The organism is Ruegeria sp. BE9 (genome assembly GCF_056538765.1).
Genome location: NZ_JBQFTS010000002.1, coordinates 811,558 through 835,514 on the forward strand (window position 1 = coordinate 811,558; position 23,957 = coordinate 835,514).

The 23,957-nt window shown below is 52.8% G+C and carries 17 protein-coding genes and 1 pseudogene; 8 read left to right on the top strand and 10 right to left on the bottom strand.

Going from position 1 to position 23,957, the window contains the following annotated elements:
• Positions 1 to 213: 213 nt before the first annotated feature.
• The 4 genes from ACR0EO_RS10615 to ACR0EO_RS10630 all read right to left on the bottom strand — a co-directional run bounded on the left by ACR0EO_RS10615 (position 214) and on the right by ACR0EO_RS10630 (position 5,132).
• Complete coding sequence (locus tag ACR0EO_RS10615) at positions 214 to 768, bottom strand: TadE/TadG family type IV pilus assembly protein (RefSeq protein ID WP_480689626.1); 555 nt, start codon at positions 766 to 768, stop codon at positions 214 to 216.
• A gap of 4 nt (positions 769 to 772) precedes the next feature.
• Positions 773 to 1,294, bottom strand: a complete 522-nt coding sequence (locus ACR0EO_RS10620) for a TadE/TadG family type IV pilus assembly protein (protein ID WP_480689628.1) — start codon at positions 1,292 to 1,294, stop codon at positions 773 to 775.
• 8 nt (positions 1,295 to 1,302) lie between these two features.
• Positions 1,303 to 2,961, bottom strand: a complete 1,659-nt coding sequence (locus ACR0EO_RS10625; protein ID WP_480689630.1) for a TadE/TadG family type IV pilus assembly protein — start codon at positions 2,959 to 2,961, stop codon at positions 1,303 to 1,305.
• A gap of 1,022 nt (positions 2,962 to 3,983) precedes the next feature.
• Positions 3,984 to 5,132, bottom strand: a complete 1,149-nt coding sequence (locus ACR0EO_RS10630; protein ID WP_480689632.1) for a hypothetical protein — start codon at positions 5,130 to 5,132, stop codon at positions 3,984 to 3,986.
• A gap of 631 nt (positions 5,133 to 5,763) precedes the next feature.
• On the opposite strand from ACR0EO_RS10630, the pseudogene ACR0EO_RS10635 reads away from it, so the two are divergent.
• The 6 genes and pseudogenes from ACR0EO_RS10635 to ACR0EO_RS10660 all read left to right on the top strand — a co-directional run.
• Positions 5,764 to 6,202 (top strand): annotated as a pseudogene (locus ACR0EO_RS10635) (hypothetical protein); the annotation flags it as partial.
• Positions 6,203 to 6,864: 662 nt separating this feature from the next.
• Positions 6,865 to 7,182 (top strand): hypothetical protein, encoded by a 318-nt coding sequence (locus ACR0EO_RS10640; protein ID WP_480689634.1) that lies wholly within the window; start codon positions 6,865 to 6,867, stop codon positions 7,180 to 7,182.
• Between the two features lie 572 nt (positions 7,183 to 7,754).
• Positions 7,755 to 8,816 (top strand): extracellular solute-binding protein, encoded by a 1,062-nt coding sequence (locus tag ACR0EO_RS10645; protein WP_480689635.1) that lies wholly within the window; start codon positions 7,755 to 7,757, stop codon positions 8,814 to 8,816.
• Between the two features lie 65 nt (positions 8,817 to 8,881).
• The gene (locus ACR0EO_RS10650) at positions 8,882 to 9,988 is read left to right on the top strand and encodes an ABC transporter ATP-binding protein (RefSeq protein WP_480689637.1); all 1,107 of its coding nucleotides are present in this window, start codon (positions 8,882 to 8,884) and stop codon (positions 9,986 to 9,988) included.
• Between the two features lie 3 nt (positions 9,989 to 9,991).
• Entirely contained in the window at positions 9,992 to 10,858 is an 867-nt protein-coding gene (locus tag ACR0EO_RS10655; protein ID WP_480689639.1) for an ABC transporter permease, read from the top strand.
• Positions 10,855 to 11,712 (top strand): ABC transporter permease, encoded by an 858-nt coding sequence (locus ACR0EO_RS10660; protein WP_480689641.1) that lies wholly within the window; start codon positions 10,855 to 10,857, stop codon positions 11,710 to 11,712. The genes ACR0EO_RS10655 and ACR0EO_RS10660 overlap by 4 nt, the downstream gene beginning before the upstream one ends.
• A 485-nt stretch (positions 11,713 to 12,197) precedes the next feature.
• Here ACR0EO_RS10660 and ACR0EO_RS10665 read toward each other — a convergent pair whose 3' ends face one another.
• The 4 genes from ACR0EO_RS10665 to ACR0EO_RS10680 form a co-directional block, all read right to left on the bottom strand.
• A complete protein-coding gene (locus ACR0EO_RS10665; RefSeq protein WP_480689643.1) occupies positions 12,198 to 13,043 on the bottom strand; it encodes a hypothetical protein in 846 nt (281 codons plus the stop codon).
• A 130-nt stretch (positions 13,044 to 13,173) separates the two neighbouring features.
• Complete coding sequence (locus ACR0EO_RS10670; RefSeq protein ID WP_480689645.1) at positions 13,174 to 14,172, bottom strand: HAD family hydrolase; 999 nt, start codon at positions 14,170 to 14,172, stop codon at positions 13,174 to 13,176.
• A 75-nt stretch (positions 14,173 to 14,247) separates the two neighbouring features.
• The gene (locus tag ACR0EO_RS10675) at positions 14,248 to 15,894 is read right to left on the bottom strand and encodes an arylsulfatase (RefSeq protein WP_480689646.1); all 1,647 of its coding nucleotides are present in this window, start codon (positions 15,892 to 15,894) and stop codon (positions 14,248 to 14,250) included.
• 273 nt (positions 15,895 to 16,167) lie between these two features.
• A complete protein-coding gene (locus ACR0EO_RS10680; protein WP_480689648.1) occupies positions 16,168 to 18,111 on the bottom strand; it encodes a DUF3604 domain-containing protein in 1,944 nt (647 codons plus the stop codon).
• A gap of 264 nt (positions 18,112 to 18,375) precedes the next feature.
• Here ACR0EO_RS10680 and ACR0EO_RS10685 point away from each other — a divergent pair, with 264 nt between their 5' ends.
• Together ACR0EO_RS10685 and ACR0EO_RS10690 are read left to right on the top strand one after the other, a co-directional pair.
• A complete protein-coding gene (locus ACR0EO_RS10685) occupies positions 18,376 to 19,812 on the top strand; it encodes an arylsulfatase (RefSeq protein ID WP_480689650.1) in 1,437 nt (478 codons plus the stop codon).
• Positions 19,813 to 19,983: 171 nt separating this feature from the next.
• The gene (locus ACR0EO_RS10690; RefSeq protein ID WP_480689652.1) at positions 19,984 to 20,349 is read left to right on the top strand and encodes a YybH family protein; all 366 of its coding nucleotides are present in this window, start codon (positions 19,984 to 19,986) and stop codon (positions 20,347 to 20,349) included.
• A gap of 290 nt (positions 20,350 to 20,639) precedes the next feature.
• Here ACR0EO_RS10690 and ACR0EO_RS10695 read toward each other — a convergent pair whose 3' ends face one another.
• Positions 20,640 to 22,304, bottom strand: a complete 1,665-nt coding sequence (locus ACR0EO_RS10695; RefSeq protein ID WP_480689654.1) for a Na/Pi cotransporter family protein — start codon at positions 22,302 to 22,304, stop codon at positions 20,640 to 20,642.
• Positions 22,305 to 22,511: 207 nt separating this feature from the next.
• On the bottom strand, positions 22,512 to 23,864 hold the full coding sequence (gene pbfA / locus ACR0EO_RS10700; RefSeq protein ID WP_480689656.1) for a (R)-1-hydroxy-2-aminoethylphosphonate ammonia-lyase: 1,353 nt from the start codon (positions 23,862 to 23,864) through the stop codon (positions 22,512 to 22,514).
• Between the last annotated feature and the right edge of the window lie 93 nt (positions 23,865 to 23,957).

The following is a 23,957-nucleotide window of genomic DNA, read 5'->3' on the forward strand; positions in this document are numbered from 1 at the left end:
AGCAAAAAATAAACCACGTTATGCATCACATATTCGGGAAAATGGGAGCCTTTCCAACAGGTTATGCTGGGAAGGGTCCGGGAGTTATTTGCGCTATACAAATGTTGAAACAGGCGGCCAGTTTATCTCAACCAAAAGGTTGCGACTAAACCGGAGGAAACTAAAAAACCCATTTCTTTTCACAGTGCCATGCCTGGCGCGACCAAAGGGTTCTCAGACATTACCTTTGATGTTGTTTGCAAAGCGCGGCCGAGTGAAGATGAAGTTTTCCAGCTCAATGTTGTTCAAGCCTACCCTAAAGAGAGGAATGAATGTGTTTGATGTCTCGACCAGAATGAGCGTGTTTTGATCCGACATCGGGGGTAGGGCTTCTTTGTAGTGACCAATATCAGCGTTGGTCAGCTTTTCAGTAAATCCACCGCGAACTGCTGACCAGTTCACCGAGTGGCTGTCGGTGGCCTCATCGTAAAGAACTACCGAAATTCGGATTTTCAGATCGGCTTGGTTAGCCACCATCAAACTGAACATTTCTTCCATCGAGTCGATGTAAGCGCTGTTGATTTCCCGGGTCTCGCGAGAAATTAGGTCACCAATTGTATGTGCAGCTTTGATGTTTGAGGCACTCTGCCTATAGGCTTCGAAATACGTATATCCCGCCATTATTGTCCAAAAGAGCATAGGGGCAATGAGAACTGCCTCGACGGATATCGTGCCGTCTTCCCGTGATCGGAATAGCTTTGTGCAGTGCGTAAGAAGTCGCTTGATCATGATACTAACTAGGCTCCTGCACGAAGACAGTTGTCGCGGTCAGGGCGTACTGGCCTTCTTCGTTAACCAATGCCTTGCCCATTGCGGATGTTGGGAAAACAGGGTTGATCTTGGCGCAGACGCGAAGAACCATCAATTCGTTCTCAAGGCCGTTCTGAAAGGTCCGCACAGGGCGAGCCTCTTCGGAGAGGTCAGTGCAGTCAGGGACAGCTGGTACCGTTATGGTGGCAAAAGGATCCTGCCGGATCATTTCCAAACGCACGCTGGATTCGCAATTTCTGATAAAATCGGCTCGGCTACAAACCAGAGCCTTTATGTCGTCGTGTTGTGGATTGATGCCAGTGTTCAGCCGTATGTCACGGACTGTCAGGTCGACGGCACGCTCTAGCTGCGCGTGTTGCAAGGTTACCAAGCCAAGCTCCACCCCAGAAAGAACCAGGAAAAAAATGGCCGGGAAGACGATCGCGAATTCGACGGTCACACTTCCATCTTCTTTGCGGCGGAGCTTGGCTAGAGTGGAAATCATCCTACGCATCATTGTGTCAGCCTCAGCATGCGGACAGAGGATGCGATTGAGGTAAAGGCATTTGCGAGGTCAGGCGCTGACGCATCATAGTAGTGGCTGGCAGAGCTTGCGCAGTCTTGCAGTACCTTTTGGCCGTTCGATGGCGCTTTGACGCTGACACTAAAGACGATCACGCCTTCATCCTTGGCGGCCTTGCACACGTGTTTGGTGCGCTGATCCTTGGCGACTGCATTTTTCTTGCTGAACGCCTTGCTTTCCCATTGGCCATAGGCACTGGGCGAGTGGGTGAAGATCTTGTTTTCGATGTATTCCAAAGAAACGAGGTTCAGCAGTTGAACGTAGGACAATTGTTTTGCGTTGCCGGGTTCTGCTTCGGTCACGCAAGTAGATTTGCTGCCTTTAGTCGTGCAACGTGAATCTCCATTGCCGTAGGGGTGATCCTGCCAGCTATTATCGTGCGGCCACCAGTACATAGGGGCGCCATTTGATTGGAAGATCGAGAAACGATCAGCTTCCTCGTTGTACCACAAATCCGACATGGTGGTACGCATCGACGGGTTGAGCATGTGCTGGTCGGTATTGTCCCCATCTGAAACCAGGATCAGAACCTTCAGAACGTTGCTATTGTAATCCACGGGGCGGTTGAAGAATGCTCCCGGAACGATACCGTCGCCACCTAGAGATTTCGGGGTTGCCAGCTTTTCGATGACTGGTCGTGTGCTTGGATCCAGTAGGATAAGGCCCCAATTCGCGCCGTTGTCCAAGCCGGAGTCTTCGTCTACCACTGGATTGCTAAGCTTGGTCAAGCCATCGACGTAGTCATGAAGCACTTTCTCACTGTTTTGGAATGGCAGGATCGCTGATCCGGGGCGGATTGGGCAAACGGGATGTTGAATCGGCTCTCTTGTCTCAGTGTAAGGGTCGAAATGAGCTGTTTGCTCCAGCACTCTGGTCAGCGAAAGATCAGGCTTGCTGAATTCGTTGTCGATAAAGTTGACGCAGTGCGAGTGTCCATGGAAGCGGTCGAGATTGTAGTATTTCAGCAAATCCGCGCCAGCGTTAACCTGGCTGGAATACGGAATCAGGGAAAACGAAACCTCGTTGCTCCAACTCCCGTTTTTCTCGCCTATTTTTGTGATGATGCTCTTTGTAGCATTTTGCAATTGAAACAGATCGATCGAGGTTGAAACGTCGAGGACAATTGAGATTTCGGCCAAACCGACGCTCTCCTCGGCTGTGCTTGCCGCAGGGGCGCTCAATGAATCGACGCCGGAAAGGTGCATGAATTGGGTCGGGAACTCGGACATAGCTGTCGCCGACACCTCACGATAACCGGCACTGTTGACCACGTCGATGCTGGTCACGTGTTCCAGCAGACCCGCCCTTTCTAGATACGAACGAACGACGGATTTCGGTTCTGCCTTTTGATCAAGGTCTGCTGCGGCCAGAACAGCTCGGTCCAGCGTGTACTGCAAGTCTGCGCGTTCGCTCTCAAAGCGCATGAAGTCTATGCCGATGCCCACAAGAGCGACGATAGACAAAAACATAAAGAGAGCGAAAATAGTCAGCGCACCACTCTCTTCACGAGTGAAATGCCGAGCGCCTTTCTGCTCCGGAATTGAAGGGGAAACGCAAGTGCTTGTTGAACTCTCGAAATCCATGGGCATTTACCATCCTCTCTTGACCGGGGAAACCGGTCGCAGGGCTATTCCTAATGAAGGCAAGCTTGCAAATGCAGGCAGCGCGATTGCAGAAACGTTTGCTGTAACTAAATTCAGCTTCTTTCTAACCTGGAGAAAATTCGGTTAGCGACGATCTGAAGTCGTTACAATTAGAGCGTGCGGTCCAAAAATGTTCAGAATGTGTCAGCCATTCGTTGATTTGGGGTGGAGATTTTTAATTGAAGAAAACGGCCCGTTAATTTTGGGTTAATTTATTTGTTTGAGTGAGAAGAATAGAGGAAATGAATAAACTATTTAGATGGATTTAAATTGGTGAACAAAGGCACGATGGCGTTGGCCTAATTTTTTAAAAATCGGCGATCGAAAAATGGTGTGGCTATGAATAGCCTTCCTAAATTAAAAAAGAAAGAGGTTATGGATTGTCGAGCTCAATACTTCCGTTTTCAATTTTTGGCCTTTTTCCCAAAAGCGCCCATTGTCTGCTTTAGGCCCGCTCTGCCGCAAGCCAAGCTCCTTACCCTCAGGCGGACAATAAGAAGCTTCGAGTGCATTCGTGCGCGCGATGGACATCCTGATGTGAATAAAGTAACACTATCAGTACTTTAGGGGGAATTCCGCGCTTCTGCTTGGGACAGCACAGATGTTTGCTGTAGCCCCCCTGTCCTAACTCGTCAGGCTAGTAGATTTTCCCTTCTAGGGAGAAATTTGATCGGTCTTTTCAGATAGAATTGGTCTCACAATGCCAATGTCGCATGTATTTATGCTTCACACCGCTCTACCATGCTCTGTAATCAAGATCTGGTTAAGTTTGGCGCCGACAACCAGGCGAGGAACGGCGTCAACAAGCCCCAAGCAGACAAAGTAGTTTCGGGGATGTTTTGGGTATTAGGTGGACTGCAGAGTGGCGAAAGCGTCGTCCAGTTTGCAGTTCAGGTTCATTCCGATAGACGGCAGGTAATGTTGATTAGAGTGTCTAGATCCTTGCTCTCGGGCCTCTAAACTAACGTTCAGCCGTTATTTGCAATTTCACCTTCGGATTCTCCACTCTGGGTTTGATCCACTTCCGTGGAATCCATATGAGCATCTTCTTGCTCTTCACCGTCGGCATAAATGCTGCCCTCTTCTGAAGCGCCAAGTGTAGCTTTTACCGTTTCCTCATCTGGGTTGGCGTCTCTGACAGCGTCAATAACGCGTTCTTGTTGTTCCTCTGCGACGACTTCATCCTCAGAGAAGCCGCCTTTGTAGTGCCCCAATAACCTGGTCTCCGCTTCATGCACCGCCTCCGCAGCCGCCAACTGATCTTCTGTCGGCTGGTCTATCTTATTTCCGTCCACATCAGTTGTTAGGTCGTGCGCATCTTTCACCGCTTGTGCAGTCTCCAGATCTTCAGGAGCGATCGTACCAGGAGTGGCTTCCTCATCGGCGAGAACCTGTTCAGCTTCTTCTAGCGTCATTGGAGCTGTGTCCAAATAATCATATGCGGCAGCGATTTCTTTCACTTCTTCAGGGCTCAAGTCGTAGTCTTCACCCATGATATGATTGAAATTTGCGTCGGCTACGGCAAGGCCGGCCGCTAGGCTTACCGGCCCTGTGCCCTTTGCATACTGTCCGTTTGCGATATGGGCGAGCTTTGCATTCACACTGGAATTGATGGCGCCATTCAGCTTGCCGAGTTTGTTAGGGGCCAGTGGATCGTCAGCCAGGAGTTCTGCTTTTCTGCTTGGTGGTCTCACGGATTTCTTAACACTCGCTTTTGTTGTGCGTGTTGTGGTGGTCCGCGCCTTGTTCCCCTTGAAAAGACCTTTGACTCCGTTTTGCTTTAGGTTGCGGCCCAAAGCCTGAAAGTCTTCCTTCATAGCCCGGCCTAACCGATTGCCGCTCTTTGTCTTATGACTTTTTCTGGCAGACTTCGTGCTCGCTCCGTGCAGCGTTTTGTCGGAACCCCAGCCTTTTCGGGCTCCTTTATCAGCGCTTTTGCCGCCTTTTCCTCCACCGTTGTCATTTCCCCTGTCCCCTTTTCCGCCGCCGTTACCACCACCTTTGCCCTTACCGTTGTTAGCGTATGCGTAATCGGTGGTGAAAAGGGTCACGGTTGGCGCGACTACAAACGCAGATAGTACGAGTGCAGAGACGCTCACTTTTAGGAAGTTCAACACAGCAGAAATCCTTTTCGATTACAGGAATACAGGGGCGGCGCGGGGTGGGGCGCAGGGATGCCGTCTCTGACAGTGTTGTCCAAACAAGGCTGGAATGTGGCAGTTATTCGGCTTTCGGGGGTGGTTATTTTTAATTAAATATTAACGACTTGACCGTTTCTCCAAAAAGAATCATCTAAGTTAAGAGGCCGTTAACAATCGCTTTAAGTTTGGAGCTTTGTCTCCAGGGGATGTCAAAAAGTACGGCTGAAACTGAAAAAACTGGAGCGTTAATTCTCGGTTAATGTCGACTCTGAAAAAGAGTAAATAGTTGTTTACGAGTTGACTATGGTTATGCAGAGAAAAAGGGAGCTATTCCCAGTCTTGAATACCGCCGAGGTTGAAACACTTGGCCCGAGCAGGAATAGCTCCCTAAAGCACATGATGCGAAGTGCTTTGTTGGCCTCACCAGTTCTATTGTACTTTCTTGTTCTGGCTTTTTTCCTCAACAGAGCCACTGCCGCAAGCTATGTATCGGTCCTGCTCTAGAAGGCTTTTGCCCGTGGACGGGTAAGGAGGCTCCGAGCTATTAGGTGGGTCTTGCCAGGTTAAGTTTGCGTCAGCGGGCTTGGGCTGTTGCTAGTGTTCGGTAGTGACTAAGCCGACCTCATTCAAACGCTTTAAAACCAGTTCAGTTTTCATCCTCCTTGCGGTGATGTTGTACGTTCGACTTCGGCTTTAGTTGCGGCATGTTGAAGGTCCACTTTATCAACGCGGGCCGCGGCAACGTGCATCGTCGAAATGGAGTTGGCACGTGGAAAAGTTCTTTGTGAAGATAAGCCGCAAGCGACACTACTTATGGCAGGAGGCGTTCACGAGGACCAAGTGCCGGGGGCTGTTCCGATCAAATGTCGAAACAATCGGGCTGAGAACGCGTTATGCAGCCTTAAAGGCGAATGCGAAGTTCGCAGAAATTCGCCGCCTTTCCTTTCTCCGTCTAAAACCATTTCAACCGGGAAAGATCGCTAGCCCGGAGAAACACTTGCAAGCTGCCACGGTCCGCTGCTCTCGCCGAGTGGCCGAGCTTGGGGGAAATGGTGGGTCCACTGGCCTGTCTGACGCTGGTTCGAAGTTGCCTGACGGCACCGCCACCCAAACCAGTCTCACTTCGGCTGTGCTCTCTGACTAGGGGTTGTGTTGCAATTTTCGCGAGTTGGCGCATGTGCTTTCAGTCAAAGGTGGAGTGGACCGTACACTCCGAGTGCAATTCAGGCTCCAGTCTTAGTGCCAAATTTTGGAGGGTTCGCTTTTGATTGGATTTCCCTGATAACCGGAAATTTACAGGGAATTTTCGCGAGATGGGTTAGACATCAAACGCTTTTTGGTGCAGAATTCGATGTCTTTCAGTGGGTTATGTTGCAAGTTCTCTAAGAAGTGGAGCAGGTGTTTTTCTCGCACGAACAGGCAATTTTTCTGCCAGATCAGTGAGGGTGAACCCTGTAACAGGGAGGACGGGTTTGGAGGTATCAGAAGCCGAACTGACGCTTGGGTTCAGCACATTCAAGTGTGTGCGTCCCGCTGCCAGACGCTTGAGTGTGGGTTCGGACGGCTGAGTGCTGTCAGGAATCGCGGCCTGAATCTTCGGCGGGAGAAAGGCGAATTGTGCGCGGGTGCGCATGAAGGCGCCGGGGAGATACTTCCGCCGCGCAATCTCCATCAGTTGAACCCTGGCTTTCAGATCACGGGCCCAGCCATGGGCACGTATAAGCATGCACCGGAAGTGAAGGCCGGGTTGCGGCGCAATGTCTCCGGCGATGACCTTACCCTCGATTCTGGGGCACTTCATGGGCAATTGAGGTCTGAACTGCCTCGGCTGCGCCAGCACCGGGTGCGTGGCGGCGGCGTCTTGCAGATGTCCGACGATGATATCAATGACCGCGCATTCCAGCGCTGGGCAGGGCGGCCGTCAGCCGGAGATATCCTTGCCGCCCGAGATCAGCCTGATGGAGAAATAGTCGCGTACAAGCTGTTGGATGTCTGCATAGAAGTCGATCAGCTTTATCAAGACTGAACTTGGCGATGCTTTTTCAACGCCTCGTTGGCTTAGCGTCGCAAGTTTCCGTTATGTATTTGCGCCAGCCCTCAACGAAATCCCGTGCGATGATGGGTTTCACGTTGCTCGCCGAATGGATCGCGAAGAAGCCCCTTTGCCCCTATCCCAACCCGGCAGAGTTTTCATTAGCCCGCCCTGCTCCAACGCCTGCGAAACCGGGAAACACTGCAAGCTCAATACCCTTGTCCAGTAGTTCCTCAATAAGTTGTCCGCTGCGTGTAGTTATCGGCAGTTGACCGCTCTGGATCAAATAGCCCGCTTTACCCGCAGTCTTTGGGATCGTTCAGTGGTCGATATTGCTCGCGCAGTGAACGGTTGGGGTGCCCGGCCGCTACACTGAAGTTAAGCGTGAAGGCCCGGAACAGGTTGGGCTAGATCTGTAACTGGTAGGACGATCGAAGCGCTTTCTCAACCGTCATGAAAAACTGGGACAGAACCCCGTCGACCACTAAAGTTTTGTTTGACTTTATATTTTTGATGCAAAACTTTGTAGCCACGTCCGCACTTCAACATCCACCAAGGGGAAAATCATGAAGTATTCGTTGCTTGCATCTTTTGTTGCAGTCTCCGCGCTGACCGCGCCTATGTCTCAGGCAGATACACTGAGATTGCTGACCTGGGGTGGATACGCTCCGGAAGACGTCATTGCGAAGTTTGAAGCAGAAACCGGTCATACTGTTGAAGTGACGACCTCGAACAACGAAGAAATGATCGCAAAACTGCGTGCGACCAACGGAGGCGGATTTGATCTGGCACAGCCCAGCCAGGATCGCGTTGCCAGCGCTCAGGAAGAATTCGGCATCTACAAACCCATCGACATGTCGCGCATCAATGCCGAGCAGATCATCCCTTCGATGCTAGAAGCGACTGCGGGCAACACGACTTATGAGGGCGAGGTCTATGGCCTGCCGCATGTCTGGGGAACAAGTGGTTTGGTTGTGAACACGGCCGAAGCCGGAGATGTGACCGACTATACCGATCTGTGTGACGCCTCGGTCGCCGGGAAAGTGTCGTATCGCCTCAAGCGCCCGACACTGATTGGGTTCGCCTACTCAATGGGCCTTGACCCCTTTGCCGCCTATGGTGACGCCGATGCCTATCAGGATATTCTGAACCAGGTCGAGGCCAAGCTGACCGAATGTAAGCCCAATGTGAAAACCTATTGGGGTGGCGGCGACGAGATCAAGAACCTGCTGCGCTCGGGTGAAGTTGTGGCCTCGATGGCTTGGGATACCGGCGGCTGGCAGCTGAATGCGGACAACCCGGACATCACTTTTGTGGCTCCGGAAGCCGGTGCGTTGGGATGGATCGATACATTTGTCCTGCCTGCACGTGGAAGGGCAGATGATGCGGCCTATGACTGGATCAACTTTGTGATGCAGCCCGAGATCGCAGCAATGATTACCAACACCGCAGGCAATTTCACAGCTGCCGTGGATGGTGATGCCGGTGTCAACGAGGAGCTCAAAGCGCGGTATCAGGGCAGCTTTGATCAAGAAGCGATTGACAACATAAAATGGTATCCGCCAGTACCTGCTGGTCTGGAAGCCATGGAAGGGGCGACGTTGGACCGTATCAACGCAGCCAACTAAATTCCTATACACTAACTGAAAGAGGGCACCTTCGGGTGCCCCCTTGAATCTTGCGAGGTTGCACTTTGACCACTACCAGCCCTGACCTTGAATGCCGCGATCTGATCAAGGATTTCGATACATTCCGCGCAGTCGACCATGTCAGTTTTGAGGTGCCGCAAGGCTCGTTCTTTTCTATCCTTGGCCCTTCGGGATGCGGCAAGACAACTCTATTGCGCATGATCGCGGGTTTTCAGACCCCATCTTCCGGAGATTTGCTTATTAAGGGAAAATCCATGATCGGCGTGCCTCCGAACAAACGCCCAGTGTCAATGGTTTTCCAACATCTCGCGTTGTTCCCTACGATGAATATCGGAGACAATGTAGGCTTTGGCTTGCGCCAACGCGGCGTGTCCAAGTCCGAGATCAAGACGCGTGTGGAAAAAGTGCTGGACCGTGTCGGTTTGCCAAATGTGGCCGAACGCCGGGTCAATCAACTGTCCGGCGGACAAAAACAGCGGGTCGCTATTGCCCGCTGCATGGTGCTGGAGCCAGACGTTTTGTTGCTGGACGAGCCGCTGGGCGCGCTGGACCTGAAACTGCGTGAGCATATGAAAGTGGAACTGAAGACTCTTCAGTCGGCTTTCAATACCACTTTCGTGTACATCACACATGACCAATCCGAGGCCTTGGTGATGAGCGACAACATCGCTGTGATGAACCACGGCCGGTTCGAACAGATCGGCACCCCGCATGATGTGTATCACGCGCCCGATACCGCCTTTGTCGCCGGGTTTGTCGGGGATGCGAATAAGATTTCGGCTCAGGTCGTGACGTCGGTGGATGGCATGATGACACTCAAGGCCGATGGTGGTTCGGATATCCGAGTCGCCGCCGAGACCGGGCGTTTGCGGGACGGTCAGAAGGCGCAGGTTTTCCTTCGGCCGGAAGCCATCGAATTGGTTCCGAACGGAGTCGAACCTGATGCGGTATCAAATGTCAGCCCCGGCATTGTCGAAAATGTCCTGTTCAACGGCGCCAATAGCATGGTGACTGTCAAAGGCAGCGATGGAGTCAGTTGGAAGGCGGCACTGCCACAGACCGGGAGTTTTGCCTCTTTGCAAAAGGGGGATGCAGTGCGCACACGCTGGCAACCAACGCAGGCGCGGTGCTATCCGATGGAGGAGGGGTAAGCCATGGCGTCCGATACCTCTCGCCTGGGGTTTTATCTACTGCTTGCCCCGATCCTGTTGTGGTTGACTGTGTTGATCATCCTGCCGCATGTCGGACTGTTCATCGTGTCGATAAGCGAAAAGATCGGGCCGCGTGAATATGAGACAGGGTTTGACAATTACGCGGCTTTCTTTACCGAACCGCTGTACTGGCGCACGTTTGCGCGAACGGCGATCATGTCAGTGCTGGCGACAGCTCTGACCCTGATCCTTGGTTTCCCGATTGCCTATTACATCGCAAAGCTGACCAGAGGGCGCACCAAGACGACGCTCTTTCTGATGTGCATGATCCCATTCTGGGTGTCAGAACTGGTGCGCACCTTCGGATGGATGATCCTGCTGCGAGAGACCGGAGTGTTTTCCAACGTCTTGCAGTATTTGGGTTTGGTCAGCGGACCAGTTGAGATGTTGTATAACGATGCGGCCATCATGGTGGGCCTCGTCTATACCTCAATCTTGTTCATGGTCGTCCCGCTGGTTACAACGCTGGATAGTCTGGACGACAGCCTGATCGAAGCCGGATATGATCTGGGCGGCACAAGTTTTTCGATCATGCGAGAGATCGTCATCCCCCATGCCATGCCTGGCATCATCTCGGGATGCATCGTCGTCTTCATGCTGTCTTTGGGCAACTATCTGACGCCGATCCTGCTAGGTGGCAAAGACAGTCTGTGGTTCACCGGCATGATCTACACTCAGTTCATCACCCGATTTAACTGGGAACTCGGGTCGGCCTTCGGATTTCTGTTGTTGGCGCTGTCCTCGCTGATTGTCTTTCTTGGACTGAAACTGTCTGGCCAATCCCTTTCTGAAACGATGGGCCGCTCATGATACCCAGCATTCCCCAACCCGCCTTCACCAAGTTGTGCTACCGGGCCTATGTCGCGGTGTTCTTCATCTATCTGGCGCTGCCGCTGGCCGTGGTCTGTGTTTTTGCCTTTAATGACAGCGTTTTCCCGTCGCTGCCGTGGGAAGGTTTTACGCTGGCCTGGTTCTTTGGCACGGACGCGCCCTTCATTGGCGTTTTCAACGAACGCTCGATCATGCGGTCCATCGGAACCTCGGCATTCGTGGCGGTTTGGGTGTCGGGCCTGTCCGTCGCGATCGGTACCTGCAATGCCTTCTTGTTCGTGCGCCATGAATTCAAAGGCAAAGCATTTCTCTACATGCTTATGCTGTTACCACTGATCATTCCTGGCGTGATTTTGGGCATCTCGATCCTTGTTTTTTTCAGCTCCGCAGCAAACACACTAGAGGACGCAACTGGCCTTTGGTTTGACGGCCTCAGACCCGGCCTGCCTTTGGTGATCCTTGGGCAGTTTTCCTTTATCACCACTTTTGCGACCTTGGTGATTTCGGCTCGGCTGCAAAAATTCGACCCCAGTTTGGAAGAGGCTGCATTGAACTTAGGAGCCAGCAAATGGGGTGCGATTCGGCAAATCACTCTGCCATTCCTGATACCAGCGATTGTCGCATCCGCCGTGGTAGCAATGTTGATGAGTTTTGAGAACTTCAACACAACATTGATGTTGGTGGGATCGGAATCGCCTTTGACGATCACCATGTTCGATAAGCTGAAACAGGGGTCGACACCGGTTCTCAATGCGGTTTCCTTGCTGTTGATTATCGTGTCGGCGGTGTTAGGTCTGCTTTCATTGCTGTTTCAGAAACCCAATTCTCAATAGAGATACAACTTTGGCCATGCTGACCAAAAACGCAGCCAAGGGCAAAACGATGTGAGGCCGAGATGGATTTTAACGATCTTATCAAAATGTGTGTCGACACATCGCGATTGCACATGCTTTCTGAGGGCTGTCGGAGCCTTATTAATTGAAAGCGAAATGTCGGGGCAATTTTCGGGTATCAAAAATGTTCACACGTTGAAGATCTACAAGGTGTTGTTAAGAATTTGGATTTTTGGCTCACCACCCAGGCCTCGCACATCCGAAAGCTGTAACGTACTAGGCGTACTTTCATGTGCGTCATCGCTGAGAATTCGGGTTTCAACTCAATGGAGCCCTAAGTGGTAGCAATTGAAGCGCATTAGACTGACGGCAGTTTCGTCCGCATACCTGACGCCTCGCACGGCTGAATTGCCTTGTGCTTTTTACAAGTCCGCAAAGAGCTCAAAGCGGACGACATGGAGGCAATTTGAAAAATGATATTGGCTTCAAAACTGTGTGTTGAAGCCCGCAAATATCTGCCACTTTGGTTGCCCTGATCCCTTGCTCGCGACGGAGTACTGCGGTTCGACAAACACGTTGTAGGTGATCTCTTTCTTGCCGAATACTTGCCCTATACCTAAGCCGATCGGCACATTGTAGCTGTCTGTTTCAAAGTCGTAGGTCATGATTGGAGCCGACCTTAAGTATGTTCCTCCGCCGAGTTGATAAAACAGGAACGGTTGAAAGGCCCCGAGATTTACATCCTTTGCATCGCTGTCGCCGGCAAAACTAGCTTGCCAAGTGAGCAGGTAGCCGTACTGGAATTTCGGGGACGAGGCATTGAACAACACGTTTGCGATGCCGGCCGACCATTTCTTTGATCCCGATCCGTCTGTCGTACCAGTTGGCGCGATCAATTGTGGACCGATGCCAAAGCTTATTGCCGGATTTCCGGTATCGATCAGATAAGCGGCAAAGACATTTAAGTCCCCGATGCCTGTCGATTTCCCGTCTGGGCCGGGGAATGAATTGACAGGTAAAGAAGCTCTGACAATCCAATTGGAATCCCCAAAACTCACAGGTTGCGCATATCTCAACCAAAACTGGTTACCTGTCTGGTCCGTTCCAGAAATATCGCCAATGTAATAGTTCTGGACGTTGACGGCTTTAAAATTTGCGAGAGGATTGTTTGCCTGAGCTGCGGCTGATGCCGCATCGCTCTCTTGTGCCTCCGCACGGTTGCCTGACGATATTGAGGCGCCCAGAACGAAGAAAAGTCCTGCGCAGATTCTGGTAAGGAACCCTCGTGTCGAAGCTACATTTGTGGATGACATTCTCGGGGTAGTCTTCAAATCGTCTCTCCTCGGTTCGCTCAATCTCATCATTGTAAGCTACACAACCGGGTTACCCTGCGGGTTGTAGACGTTCGGTCGTGCCTTAAGGTAGCGCCATACGAGTATGTCTCGGGGTTAGTCGACCTGATCATTCCGAACCTGCCGCCCAGACTTTATTCCAATCCTTTGCCATATCCACTACTGCCCAACCTTCCTGGGTCGACAGCGGCATAACTTTATCAGTGTGTTTGTCATAGGCGAACTCCCGTTCCTTGTCGGTGTGATGCACCAGAATGGACAACCCGCCGCCTAAAGCTGTGTTTTGCAGCATATGCTGGTCCCCGTTTGAGTTTCCTGCTGCAAGTATCGGTGTGTGGCCGATAACCTTTTGGATGAGGCGCGGTTTGCCATCCCAGTTATTCAAGTGATCGATGCGGTAGGTTCTTACAAACATCGGCTCGCCGTTTTCGACTACGAATTCCTCGCGCACGGATGTGCCGAAAACGCGTTCTGGTGGAATGCCGTAAAGTTTCTCGGCGACAACTCTTAAGAAAGCTCCTTCGTCGGCGGTAATTATGTAAACGGTGAATTGGTTTGCCTCTAGATAGCGTATCAGCTCCAGCATCGGCTGGTAGATCAGCCCTTCAATGCCAACTCCTAGCTCAGGATGTTTGAAATTCGCCGCGAAATCTTGCGCCCAACCTGCGTAGTTTGTTGCAGACAACCCACCAAATGGCGCAGCAAACAACTGACTGGCAAGGCTCTCATATTCCGAATTGGCATATAGCTGCTCGAAATACGCAGCATCTTTTTCGGCCACGGATTTCCAAGGCTCTCGCTTTATGAGCGTTTTATCAGCTTCAATTTGGCGTTTGACTTCCGAAAAAATACCAAATGCGTGAACGTACATTGGCTTTTCCGTCCACAGTGTTCCGTCGTTGTCAAAGACCGCAAAACGCTGTTCCGCAGGGGTGTATTTGTCTGAGTCAGGATCAATTGTCTCTTGGACAAATGAGGTAATCGCCTGCTTGGTGGCACCGTCGTTCCATGATGCAAGCGGGTCGGCAATCGCGTTGGTGCAAAAAGCAACAGCGATCACTGCTCCAAACAAGAGTACAGAGACTGGGCTACGAAAACGCGTCTTCATCCGAACCTCCGAAAAGCGGGTATTCCAATCTTTTCTGAGTACGGGGCGAAATATGACGCCCCGCACTTAGGCTGATTAGTTTCCGGATGAGACACCGATGCTAAAGCCTTGCTCCTTCAACTGGTCGCGAAGCTGCTCAAAGCGGCCATACTGGCTTAGTGTAATCGGGCCGGAGTAGCTTTCGCTCTGAAGCGGACGTGGGGGATAGTCCACGTAAGACTTGATCGCGTCGGCCATTACGACGTTGAAAGTCGGCATGGTCCAAGTGTTTTCTCGACCGGTAGTCATGAAGATGTCATAGCGTTCCATCGGATCTTCCCACAGGTTGAACACCTGAGGAACGGTTGCAACGTACTTTTGGGCACCGCGCCAGCCCAATTCTGCCGCTGGAGCCTCGGAGCCTGCGCGCGCACCATTGTCGCCACGAATGTTAAAAACGGCTTTCCATGGGCCCACGCGAATTGCGCCCGGTGACAGTTCGTTCTCTGTAAAATACAGCCAGAAATCGCGCTGGGGATCGGCCTCGCCGAATAGCACTGGCGCCATGTCGATACTGTCGAAGATCATCGGCTGACCTTCACGGTCTTCAGTCGGAAGCTCCGTTCCGGCCAGATGGGCAAACGTCGCCATTAAGTCAGTTCCACCAACGATGTCTGACGACTTGGACCCTGCTTCAATCTTGCCTTTCCACTTGAAGAAGGCGGGAACACGCCAGCCGCCTTCGCGATCGGTCCCCTTGGTTCCACGAAATGGCGTCATCCCGCTGTCTGGATGAACATCCTGCCAGGCGCCGTTGTCTACGGTATAGATGATCAGGGTGTTCTCTTCGATGCCTAGGTCCTTGACCTTATCCAGAAGTTTTCCTGCGACACTATCCAGTTCAACCACCTTATCGCCGTACTTGTTTTTCACATCCGACGCGCCTTCGAAGTCAGGAGAGGGGAGGTTCGGCTGGTGGTTCGCTGCAAAGTTAACCGACATAAAGAACGGTGCATCAAGGGCAGCTAGCCGTTCCAATTCCGCCACGCCTTTTTCCGCCGTGACTTGATCAAGATTGGCCAGATCTGCCGTTGTCATATCCTTTATCGTAAGGACCTCAACGGCCGCTCCACCGGCGTCGCCCTCCAAAATGCCAACGGTGTTATCAACAAAGAACTGCTTTTGGTCCGGTGTCATCTGCGGGAACCAATCGGGCAGCGCGTATGTGAAGGCATTTAGATGATAGAGGAAAACGTTCTCCATCTTGTCGTAGCCATGAGCGTTAGGCAGCGCATAGTCGGATTCACCCAGATGCCACTTGCCAGAGAAATACGTATTGTAACCAGCTTCTTTCAGAACCGAAGCGAGCGTCCATTCGGCCGCTGGAAGTCCTCCGCCTTGTCCTTGAAACGCGACCGTCGTCATGCCCGAACGGTTCGGATAGCGCCCAGTCTGCATAGCTGCGCGCCCCGGTGTGCACGACGCCTGAGCGTAGAAGTCGGTGAACATCATCCCTTCCTTAGCAAGCTGATCCAGATTGGGCGTATCCATGCCCCGTGCTTTACCGCCGTTATACGCTCCTAGATCCCAGTAGCCGGTGTCGTCCGACACGATCATCAGGATGTTGGGTTTCGATCCATAAGTCGAAAGGGAAGTCGGATCAAAATCGTCAGCTTTGGTAGGCATAGAAATTGCAAAGGAAAATACGGCAGCAAGCGCTGCCGGCAGCATTAATTGTGGCATCAGTATTCCTCCCTGAACGTCGAATCGAATTATCAAATTTAGATGTTTGAGAGCGTAGCATAGAAGCTCATGCCAGTTTGAAATACAGGCATTAGGCTAGGGTAACTAACCGTTCGAACAGTATTGCGGTCTGAACGGCGCTGAGAGTTCAATTCGATAGTGATCTAAGGCAGGTCCGGTTGCTAGGACACAAAACTAATTGGATGCCCACTCTGAAGCGAAAGCTGCCGTTTAAAACGACTGCTTTCGCATGAGTCCCGTTGCCGGAAGGTCTCAACCCGCGGGAGTATACCAAATTGGCGAAGTGTAAGCGCGTTCTTGCGTTGAAGTCGGTACTTCGTCGGGCAACTCGTCGCCGAACCTGACAGCATCGTAAACTGTCCATCTCGGAGTTGGAATTTCCAAGACGCGGGCATAGTAGAAAGCACGCATTGAGGGATCGAAGTCGGGATCCTTCCAAACAGCCAATAGTTCCGGAGACCCGATCGAATTGGTGAACGTTCCCGTTGCTACGTCCACAGTGTTGCCCACTGCTGGTAGATTGCCCTCGGCATCCGGTTCTCTATCTCCGGACCAGGCTACGTCGTAAACGCGCTCTTCGGTGTTGCCGTCTGCATTAACCCAACCCTTAACAACCTGGACGCGATCAAGATTGCCGGAATACGGATCTTTGAGTGCAGCAATCAGGAATGTTGGCGCGTCCGCACCCTCTGGAGCTTCGGCGAGGTCACCGCCCATTGGGACGCCTTTCTCGTACCCTATATCGGCGGGCAAACGCGATCGCGCATCTTCCTCTGTAAAGTCCCAGGCGCCAAAGAAACGAACGGTAATGCGACTGCCAGTTGTCCCATACACTTCTTTCCGTTCCATTGCGTCGAATAAGGCTTCGCGCGTGTTGTTCTCAGCCCAGACTGCCGCATATCCAGAGGCGGCCATTTCCCAGCCAAGAATCCTTAGCGCGTCAAACTCGCCAACGACATGCTGCCAACGGCCCGGCTCTGGTTCGACGCCAGAATGTTTGCCAAAGAAGTTGTCCTCCTCCGCCGTTGCCAGCGCGGTGTGGCTGTCCGTCGATCCAACGACGCCGAATTTGTACGGGTTGGTCCCCAGTTGGGCTTCCAGCTTGAGGCCATTCTTTAGGGCCTCGCGGGCATACTCGTACTGGAGCATCCAATCTTCTTTTGGTGTTGGGCCAAGGTTTGATTTATCCCAGGTTTCATAATCCGCGAACTCGTCGTTCGGGCTCAGAAACGGATGCGTTTCTCCATCCCCTTTGATCTGAGTGATCTCGTACATCGGCTCCCATTTTGCGCGTCGTTCTGCGTAGTCTGCCGTCAAAGGTTCACCCGTTTCGGGATTTGTTTCGACCGGAAACATCAGGCCATTGGATACGTTGCCGTTGTGGGCAAGGGCTAGAACACGACCTCCGGTTTCCAGCTCATATGTTTCCATCCAGTCCCATAACCTTTCGGGGTTAAAGGTTTCTGCAGTCGTGAACGGAAGCAATTGCCGAGCGCGAATGGCATCATCTCGGTAGATCACGTTGCGATGGAGGTTATTGCCGCCTTCGGTTGACGTCCATTCGTATCCGATGAACGCGGTGAATGTTCCCGGGTCGTTGTGTTGATCTGCAGTTTGCGTGAACTCGTCCCAGACGGACTGCACAAACCTTCGATCTGAAACTGCGTCTGGAAGGGCTTCCCCGGTAATACCAGCAAAGGTCTCAATCACCTCCATCGTCGCGCCGAGGGCGACGTCTCCGCCGGCGTTAAGCCGCTCGTTCCAGTCCCGAAGCGTTGGATCACGCATCAGTGTCGAGTTTCCTGCAACGATCTCATTCATAGCCCCCATGGCATCCGAGTGGTCGGATACGACAAGCCAGTCCAGTGGGCGCGATAGTTGCACGCGAAGGCCGTGTGAGGTGGTGACTTCCTCTCCGCGCGCAAATCGATAGGCATCATCGGGGCTCAGGATCACGCCAAATCCGCGGGCGTCGAGCGAATTGGCGGTATGTAGGTGGGTGTCTCCCCACAAAGGACGGGTTGGAAAGTCGCGCCCGGCGTAGGGAGAGAAATCCTCAGGCGAGGGGGCACGCATATCTTCAACCGATATGGTCATTTCCCCGACTTGCCCGCCTTGCGAAGCCTCTTGCGCTTTTGAAGAGGTCGCAAAGAATGCGGCAGAAACAATTGCTGTCGATGTCAGTAAAAATTTCATTTGAGCCTCCCAGGCGAGCTAAACACCCGCCCATGGCAACATTTGAGATAGCCCTACGTCAAGGAAAACAGGGTTTTTTAACGTTCAGGTGCGCGCACCGCCTAGGGTGGTTTGATGTCTTTTTACCTAAGACTGCGCCCGCAAAACCGACGTCAGGTTGGTTGGGCGAACTAACGTTAAGTGTTGTTAAAAGGCGTGCCTTCTTGACGGCTGGTCCCCTGGTTCGCCAGTCTCAACCACATGATCTTCTTTGGAGGCGTTGTCATGAAGCGGTCGTCGCGAACATTTCTGCTATTCCTTTTTCTTCTGATGGGCTCAGCTGCTGCGGCTCAGGACAAGCCCAACATTGTCTTTATTTTTCTCGATAATTTTGGCTGGGGCGAGCCAGGATTTAACGGTGGCGGCATAATCCGAGGCACAGCCACCCCCGAAATGGACGCTCTGGCCGCCGAAGGATTACGGCTCACAAATTTCAATGTTGAAAGCCAGTGCACGCCTTCGCGCGCGGCGACCATGACAGGACGGTACGGCATTCGAAGCGGCAACCATACAGTTCCACTGGGCGGCGGCGTTTACGGCCTGACCCAATGGGAGATAACGATGGCCGAAATGCTCAAAGACGTGGGCTACAACACGGCCATGTACGGCAAATGGCACCTCGGCTGGACAGAAGGGCGATATCCGACGAACCAAGGCTTCGACGAGTTTTATGGCGTTGAGACCACCGACGTCACGGTCTGGCGTACACTTCCGGGCTTTGCGGAGGCCAACATGGAAGAGCCAGTTGTTATGCAGGGTATTGCTGGTGAACCGGCAGCCGTGGCGCGGGACTACGATCTGGATTATCGCGGCGAGATTGATGGCGACCTGACTAAGAAGGCGATCGAATTCATCGAAGCCAAGAGTACACAAGACGCGCCATTCTTCATCTATCTGGCTTACACGCAGACCCACTATCCAAACATAGTGTCAGAGGAATTCGACGGAGCCACAGGAAACGGTGTCTGGGCCGATATTCTGCGCCAGACAGATACTTACATTGGGCGCATAGTCGATGCACTTGAGAGTGCGGGCGTTTCGGACGACACGGTGGTGATCTTTACTGCTGACAACGGTCCCGAAGCTCTTCCAGTCGGGAATGCCAACGTCTCGCCCGTTCCAGCCGTACATGGCACCGCGGGGCCGTGGCGCGGTACTCTTTTCACCAGCCTCGAAGGAAGCATGCGTGTACCGTTTGCGATCAAATGGCCCGGGAAAATCCCTGCGGGGTCCGAGAGTAACGACGTGGTTCACTCGATGGATTTGTACCCGACGCTTGCAGCATTTGCAGGTGGCAAGGTGCCTGAAGACCGGGCCTTTGATGGCATCGATCAATCCGAGTTTTTTCTAGGTGTTCAGCCGAATTCAAACCGAGAAGGCGTGATTGTCTACATGGGTGAGCAGGTATTCGGCGTCAAATGGAAGGATTGGAAAGTCCTGTTCAAAGAGAACACCACAGCTTTCGGTGCGACAGAATCCTTCGATACACCAAGGGTTTATAATCTTCTGAATGATCCGCACGAAAGAGAAAGCGTTCTTTTCCCGCACACCTGGGCTGCGGAAAAGGCGCTGCCGCAATTGCAGGAGCATATCGCTACTTTCGAGAGGTATCCACCGATCCCTCCCGGAACTCCAGATCCGTACGAACCACCCAATGATTGAGTGGATTTTCCCCCAAGGCAAACGCCAAGTTGTGTGGAGTGGGTGCTCGTGGTTCGTCCAGTTTGAATGCCCGGTTTCTGTGCGTCGTTTGCCAAGTTCAGACTTGGGCTATCAGGCATTTTGCCAATCGCTTACAATTTCGTTGGAGCACAAGGAGTAAGCCCTGTGGATATGAAGCAAACTCTAGAAGCTTTCGACAACGCCTATAACGAAGCATTCAACAGAGGCGATGCCGAACGCTGTGCGTCGTTCTTTACAGAAGACGTGATGCTGCTGGCACCGGGTGAACCAATGCTGCGGGGTCGTGATGCGTTCATTGATGCCTACCGGTCTCGTATGAAGCAGAACTCCGGGGGAACCCATACGAATGAGCTTATCGATTTTGGTGTGGATGGCGACATGGCGTACCAAGTTGGATCGTTCGCCATACTCGACGCAGACCCACCCGAGAGAGGAAAGTTCGTTAATGTACTCAAGCGGCAAGCAGACGGCTCTTGGAAGGTCAGTGTATCTATTTTCAACAGCGACCTGCCGTGATCTCTGGATCTACGAGTAGACCCCGTTGAGCCCAAGACGGAGGTTTTGTCCCGAACAAAGATATGGTGTTGCTGTAAAAGCTAGTAAGGCGGGCAGGGTGGTTTCGCCTCTATCCAAGACTAGGCGAGTTAACCCAAGGTCGCTCGTCTGAAGCGCGCTGATCCTTCACCACTATCTGTCGAACTAGACTGGCGACTTCGAACTTCCTAAATGTAATTGTTGGGGCCCTTTGGTTGAGCGAATGAACTCGATACGGAGTACTCCGCGTCGATCAGCACTCAATAGCAACGCTAGTCCGCAATTTCTGTGATCAGTCGAGTCTCTAATAGTTGACCATTGCGGTAAAGGACCGGGTAGGCGACAGAGGCGATATGACTGTTGAACTCTCTAAACGCTCGTAAAGTCTCCAGGTGGATATCGCTGGTTTCGAAGCTTTCCGTAGTTCCATGTTGCAATCGGCGTAAGTGCCGCTTTCGGCTGTCACGTTCCACGCGTTTTATCTCAGTTTTTTCAAGGCTAAGCAGCCGCGCACTTTCCAAATCGTCAGAGATAAGAACATTCGATGCCAGTTTCATGTTCGCCAGGATACCTTCGTGCATCTGGACGAGCTCCATCCAACCTTCTTGCGAGAAACTTGATCCCTTTACGCGCATCTCGCCTGCTAAAACGGTCAAGCGTTTGGCCACAACATCGCCAGCGGTTTCGAGGCGGATCGCAATTTCCATAAGATCGCGCGCTGTTTTGGCATCCTGCTTTTCGTACAGTTCCAGAGGTATCGCGGCGACAAAAGTTCTAATGCCCGAGAGGCATTTGTTCACATCCTCATCGATGGCTTGAACCGCCCGGATTTGTTCTTTGTCTCCGCTGCGGTACAACTCCAAGGCCGGGCGGAACATAGTTTCGAGAAGATCGCTCATCCGCAGTAGTTCGCGCTTGAGGCTTGGCAAGGCCTGATTGGGATTTGCAACGTTTTCGATGTCCAGTGCACTGACTGGTTTTGCAGGTTGTAGTTTTTGGGCCTTTGCCTTGTCAGGGAAGAGGCTTTCGAACGGGCCCATTAAACGCCCGCAAAACGGTAGGGCCAGAACTAACAGCGAAAGGTTGAATGCAAGGTGCACGTTGACCAGCATCTGCCCCCCCTGCGGGTCGCCCAATAGCCCCGTCCGCAGAGCCAGGTTTGCAGCAAACAGGGTTATCAAAGCCCAACTGCCCCGCAGCGCCAGATTTGCATAGGGTATTCTTCGGGCCGTTACAGGCATTCCTCGGGTCAGCCAGACAGGAATAAACGCAGAGCCGAAATTTGCGCCAAGCGCCAATGACATGCCGGCGGCAAATGGGATTGCTCCGATTTGCACAAGCGTCACACACATCAGAATGGCCGCGACCGAAGAATGCATGACAAAGGCCAGTGCCCCCCCGACAAGGAAGGCTGTGATGTAATCGCGGGCTAGGTAGTCGGCCACGGCCGGCAAGAAAGCGCTGTCACGGATAGGGTCCATCGCCTCGCGCAGAAACCTGAGCGAAATTAGGATAAAGGCGACCCCCATCAGAATGCGGCCGAGTTGCCGGGCTTTTTTGGCCTCTGTCTTGACGAACAAATAGCCACCGATTGCCAGCAACATCGGTACGAGCCAATCCAACCGGAACGATAGGATCTGGATAATCAGAGCCGAGCCTAAATCGCCGCCCAGCACTATTGCCAGCCCGGTAGAAAAACTCAGCATCCCGCTGGCGGCAAACCCCGACGTCAGCAACGCCACGGCAGCGGAACTTTGCAGGACAACCGCCATCATCACGCCAACCAGAGAAGCCTGCACGTAACTATGTTGTTGTGTCATCACCCGCTGGAATGACGCGCCGTAGCTGCGTTCAATTCCAGTGCGCACCATACGTACCGCATAAAGCAGCAGCATGGTTGCTCCGGCTAGGCTAATAAGGAAGGTGACAATTGCCATTCTTCACTCCGACTTCAAAGTTGGCCAAGTTCACCGCGCTACTTGTGCGATAACCCTCCAACAGCGCTCGATCCTTTGACAACGGCACGTCTGCCGGTCGATTTTGCGCCGACCTTTCGAGCTGCTTCTTTAGCGTCCGTTTTCGACCGGTATGGACAATACATCGTCGCGTCATTGTACTTTGTGCCGAAGGCGCTGTCATATTGGTCAGGTTTCGTCCTTTATCGCAGTAACAACGATGTCGATGGCCCGGTCCAGATCAGCCTGCGAAATTGTCAACGGCGGGGACAAAGTCAGAACACAACCTTGGCTAATTTTGTAACTCAACCCCATCTCGAGGCAGGCATAATAGATCCGTTCCGCGCGCGCGTTGCCCGGTGTCTTGCTTGCACGGTCCTCGACAATTTCGACCCCAAACATTAGACCTCTGCCCCGGATATCCCCGACGATGGGAACATTCTGCAGCGCGTCCATCAGGCGGCCCACTGCATGTTCGCCCAATTCGGCCGCACGTTCGACCAAGCCTTCATCCTCAATAATCTGAAGAGTCGTCAAAGCAGCGCGAGAGGTAACAGGGTTCTTTTCGTGGGTGTAATGCCCGATCGCAAAGTCACCGCAGACATCAAGGTTATTGCGTGCGATGCAGGCGGCGATGGGCAGGATGCCACCGCCCAGCGATTTTCCGATCGTCACGATGTCTGGAACGATCTCGTCATGCTGGAACGAAAACATCTGCCCGGTCTTACCCAGTCCGGTCGGAATCTCATCAAGGATCAGCAGCGCACCGTGGCGGTCGCAGATCTCGCGCACCCGTTTCCAGAAACCCGGTGGAGGCACGATTGGCACTGCACGCATCGCCTCGGCGACCACGGCGCAGATGTCGCCTTCGCGTTCCAGCACGTAATCGATCATATTGGCGCATGCCTCGGCGCTGGCCTCAAGCGTTGAGTGCCCATAGGGGCAACGTGTGGGGTGGAAGGGGGCAACATGTTCGGTTCCCGGTAAAAGCGGTCCGGCGATATGGCTGCGGAACGTGGCCTCGCCGCCAACGCTTGCAGCACCAAAGCCTGCTCCGTGGAAAGCGTCCCAAAAGCTGAGCGTCTTGAACCGACCTGTCGCGGCACGCGCAATCTTGAGTGCGACCTCATTGGCGTCCGAGCCGCCCGTGGTAAACAGTACCTTGCCTAAATCGCTGGGGGTAATGGCGACCAGTTTTTCAGCGAGTTCAACCGCTGGGTCATTGGTGAAACGCCGGGGGGCAAAGGGCAGATCGTCCAATTGGTCCTTGATCGCCTGCACCAGACGGGGATGACCATAGCCGATGTGATGCACCGAATTGCCATGAAAATCCATGTAACGGCGGCCATCAATGTCCTCAATCCAGATGCCTTCGGCTTTAGCGATTGTGCTAACACATGGGCTGGACAGAGATTGATGCAGGAACACATCTGCATCGCGCTTCAGCAGAGGCGAAGACTTGGGGCCCATCGACTTTTTTAACCAGGTTTTGCGGGCTTCCGAAGTATTTGATTCACCTTCGGTGTGGACAATTTGTGGCAAATCCGCTCCTCGCTTTTGCTTTGGGAAAAGAGGCGGACCCCTAAAGATCCGCCAGTTCCGGGGAGATATTTCAGTGGCCCCGCCCGTTTGAGG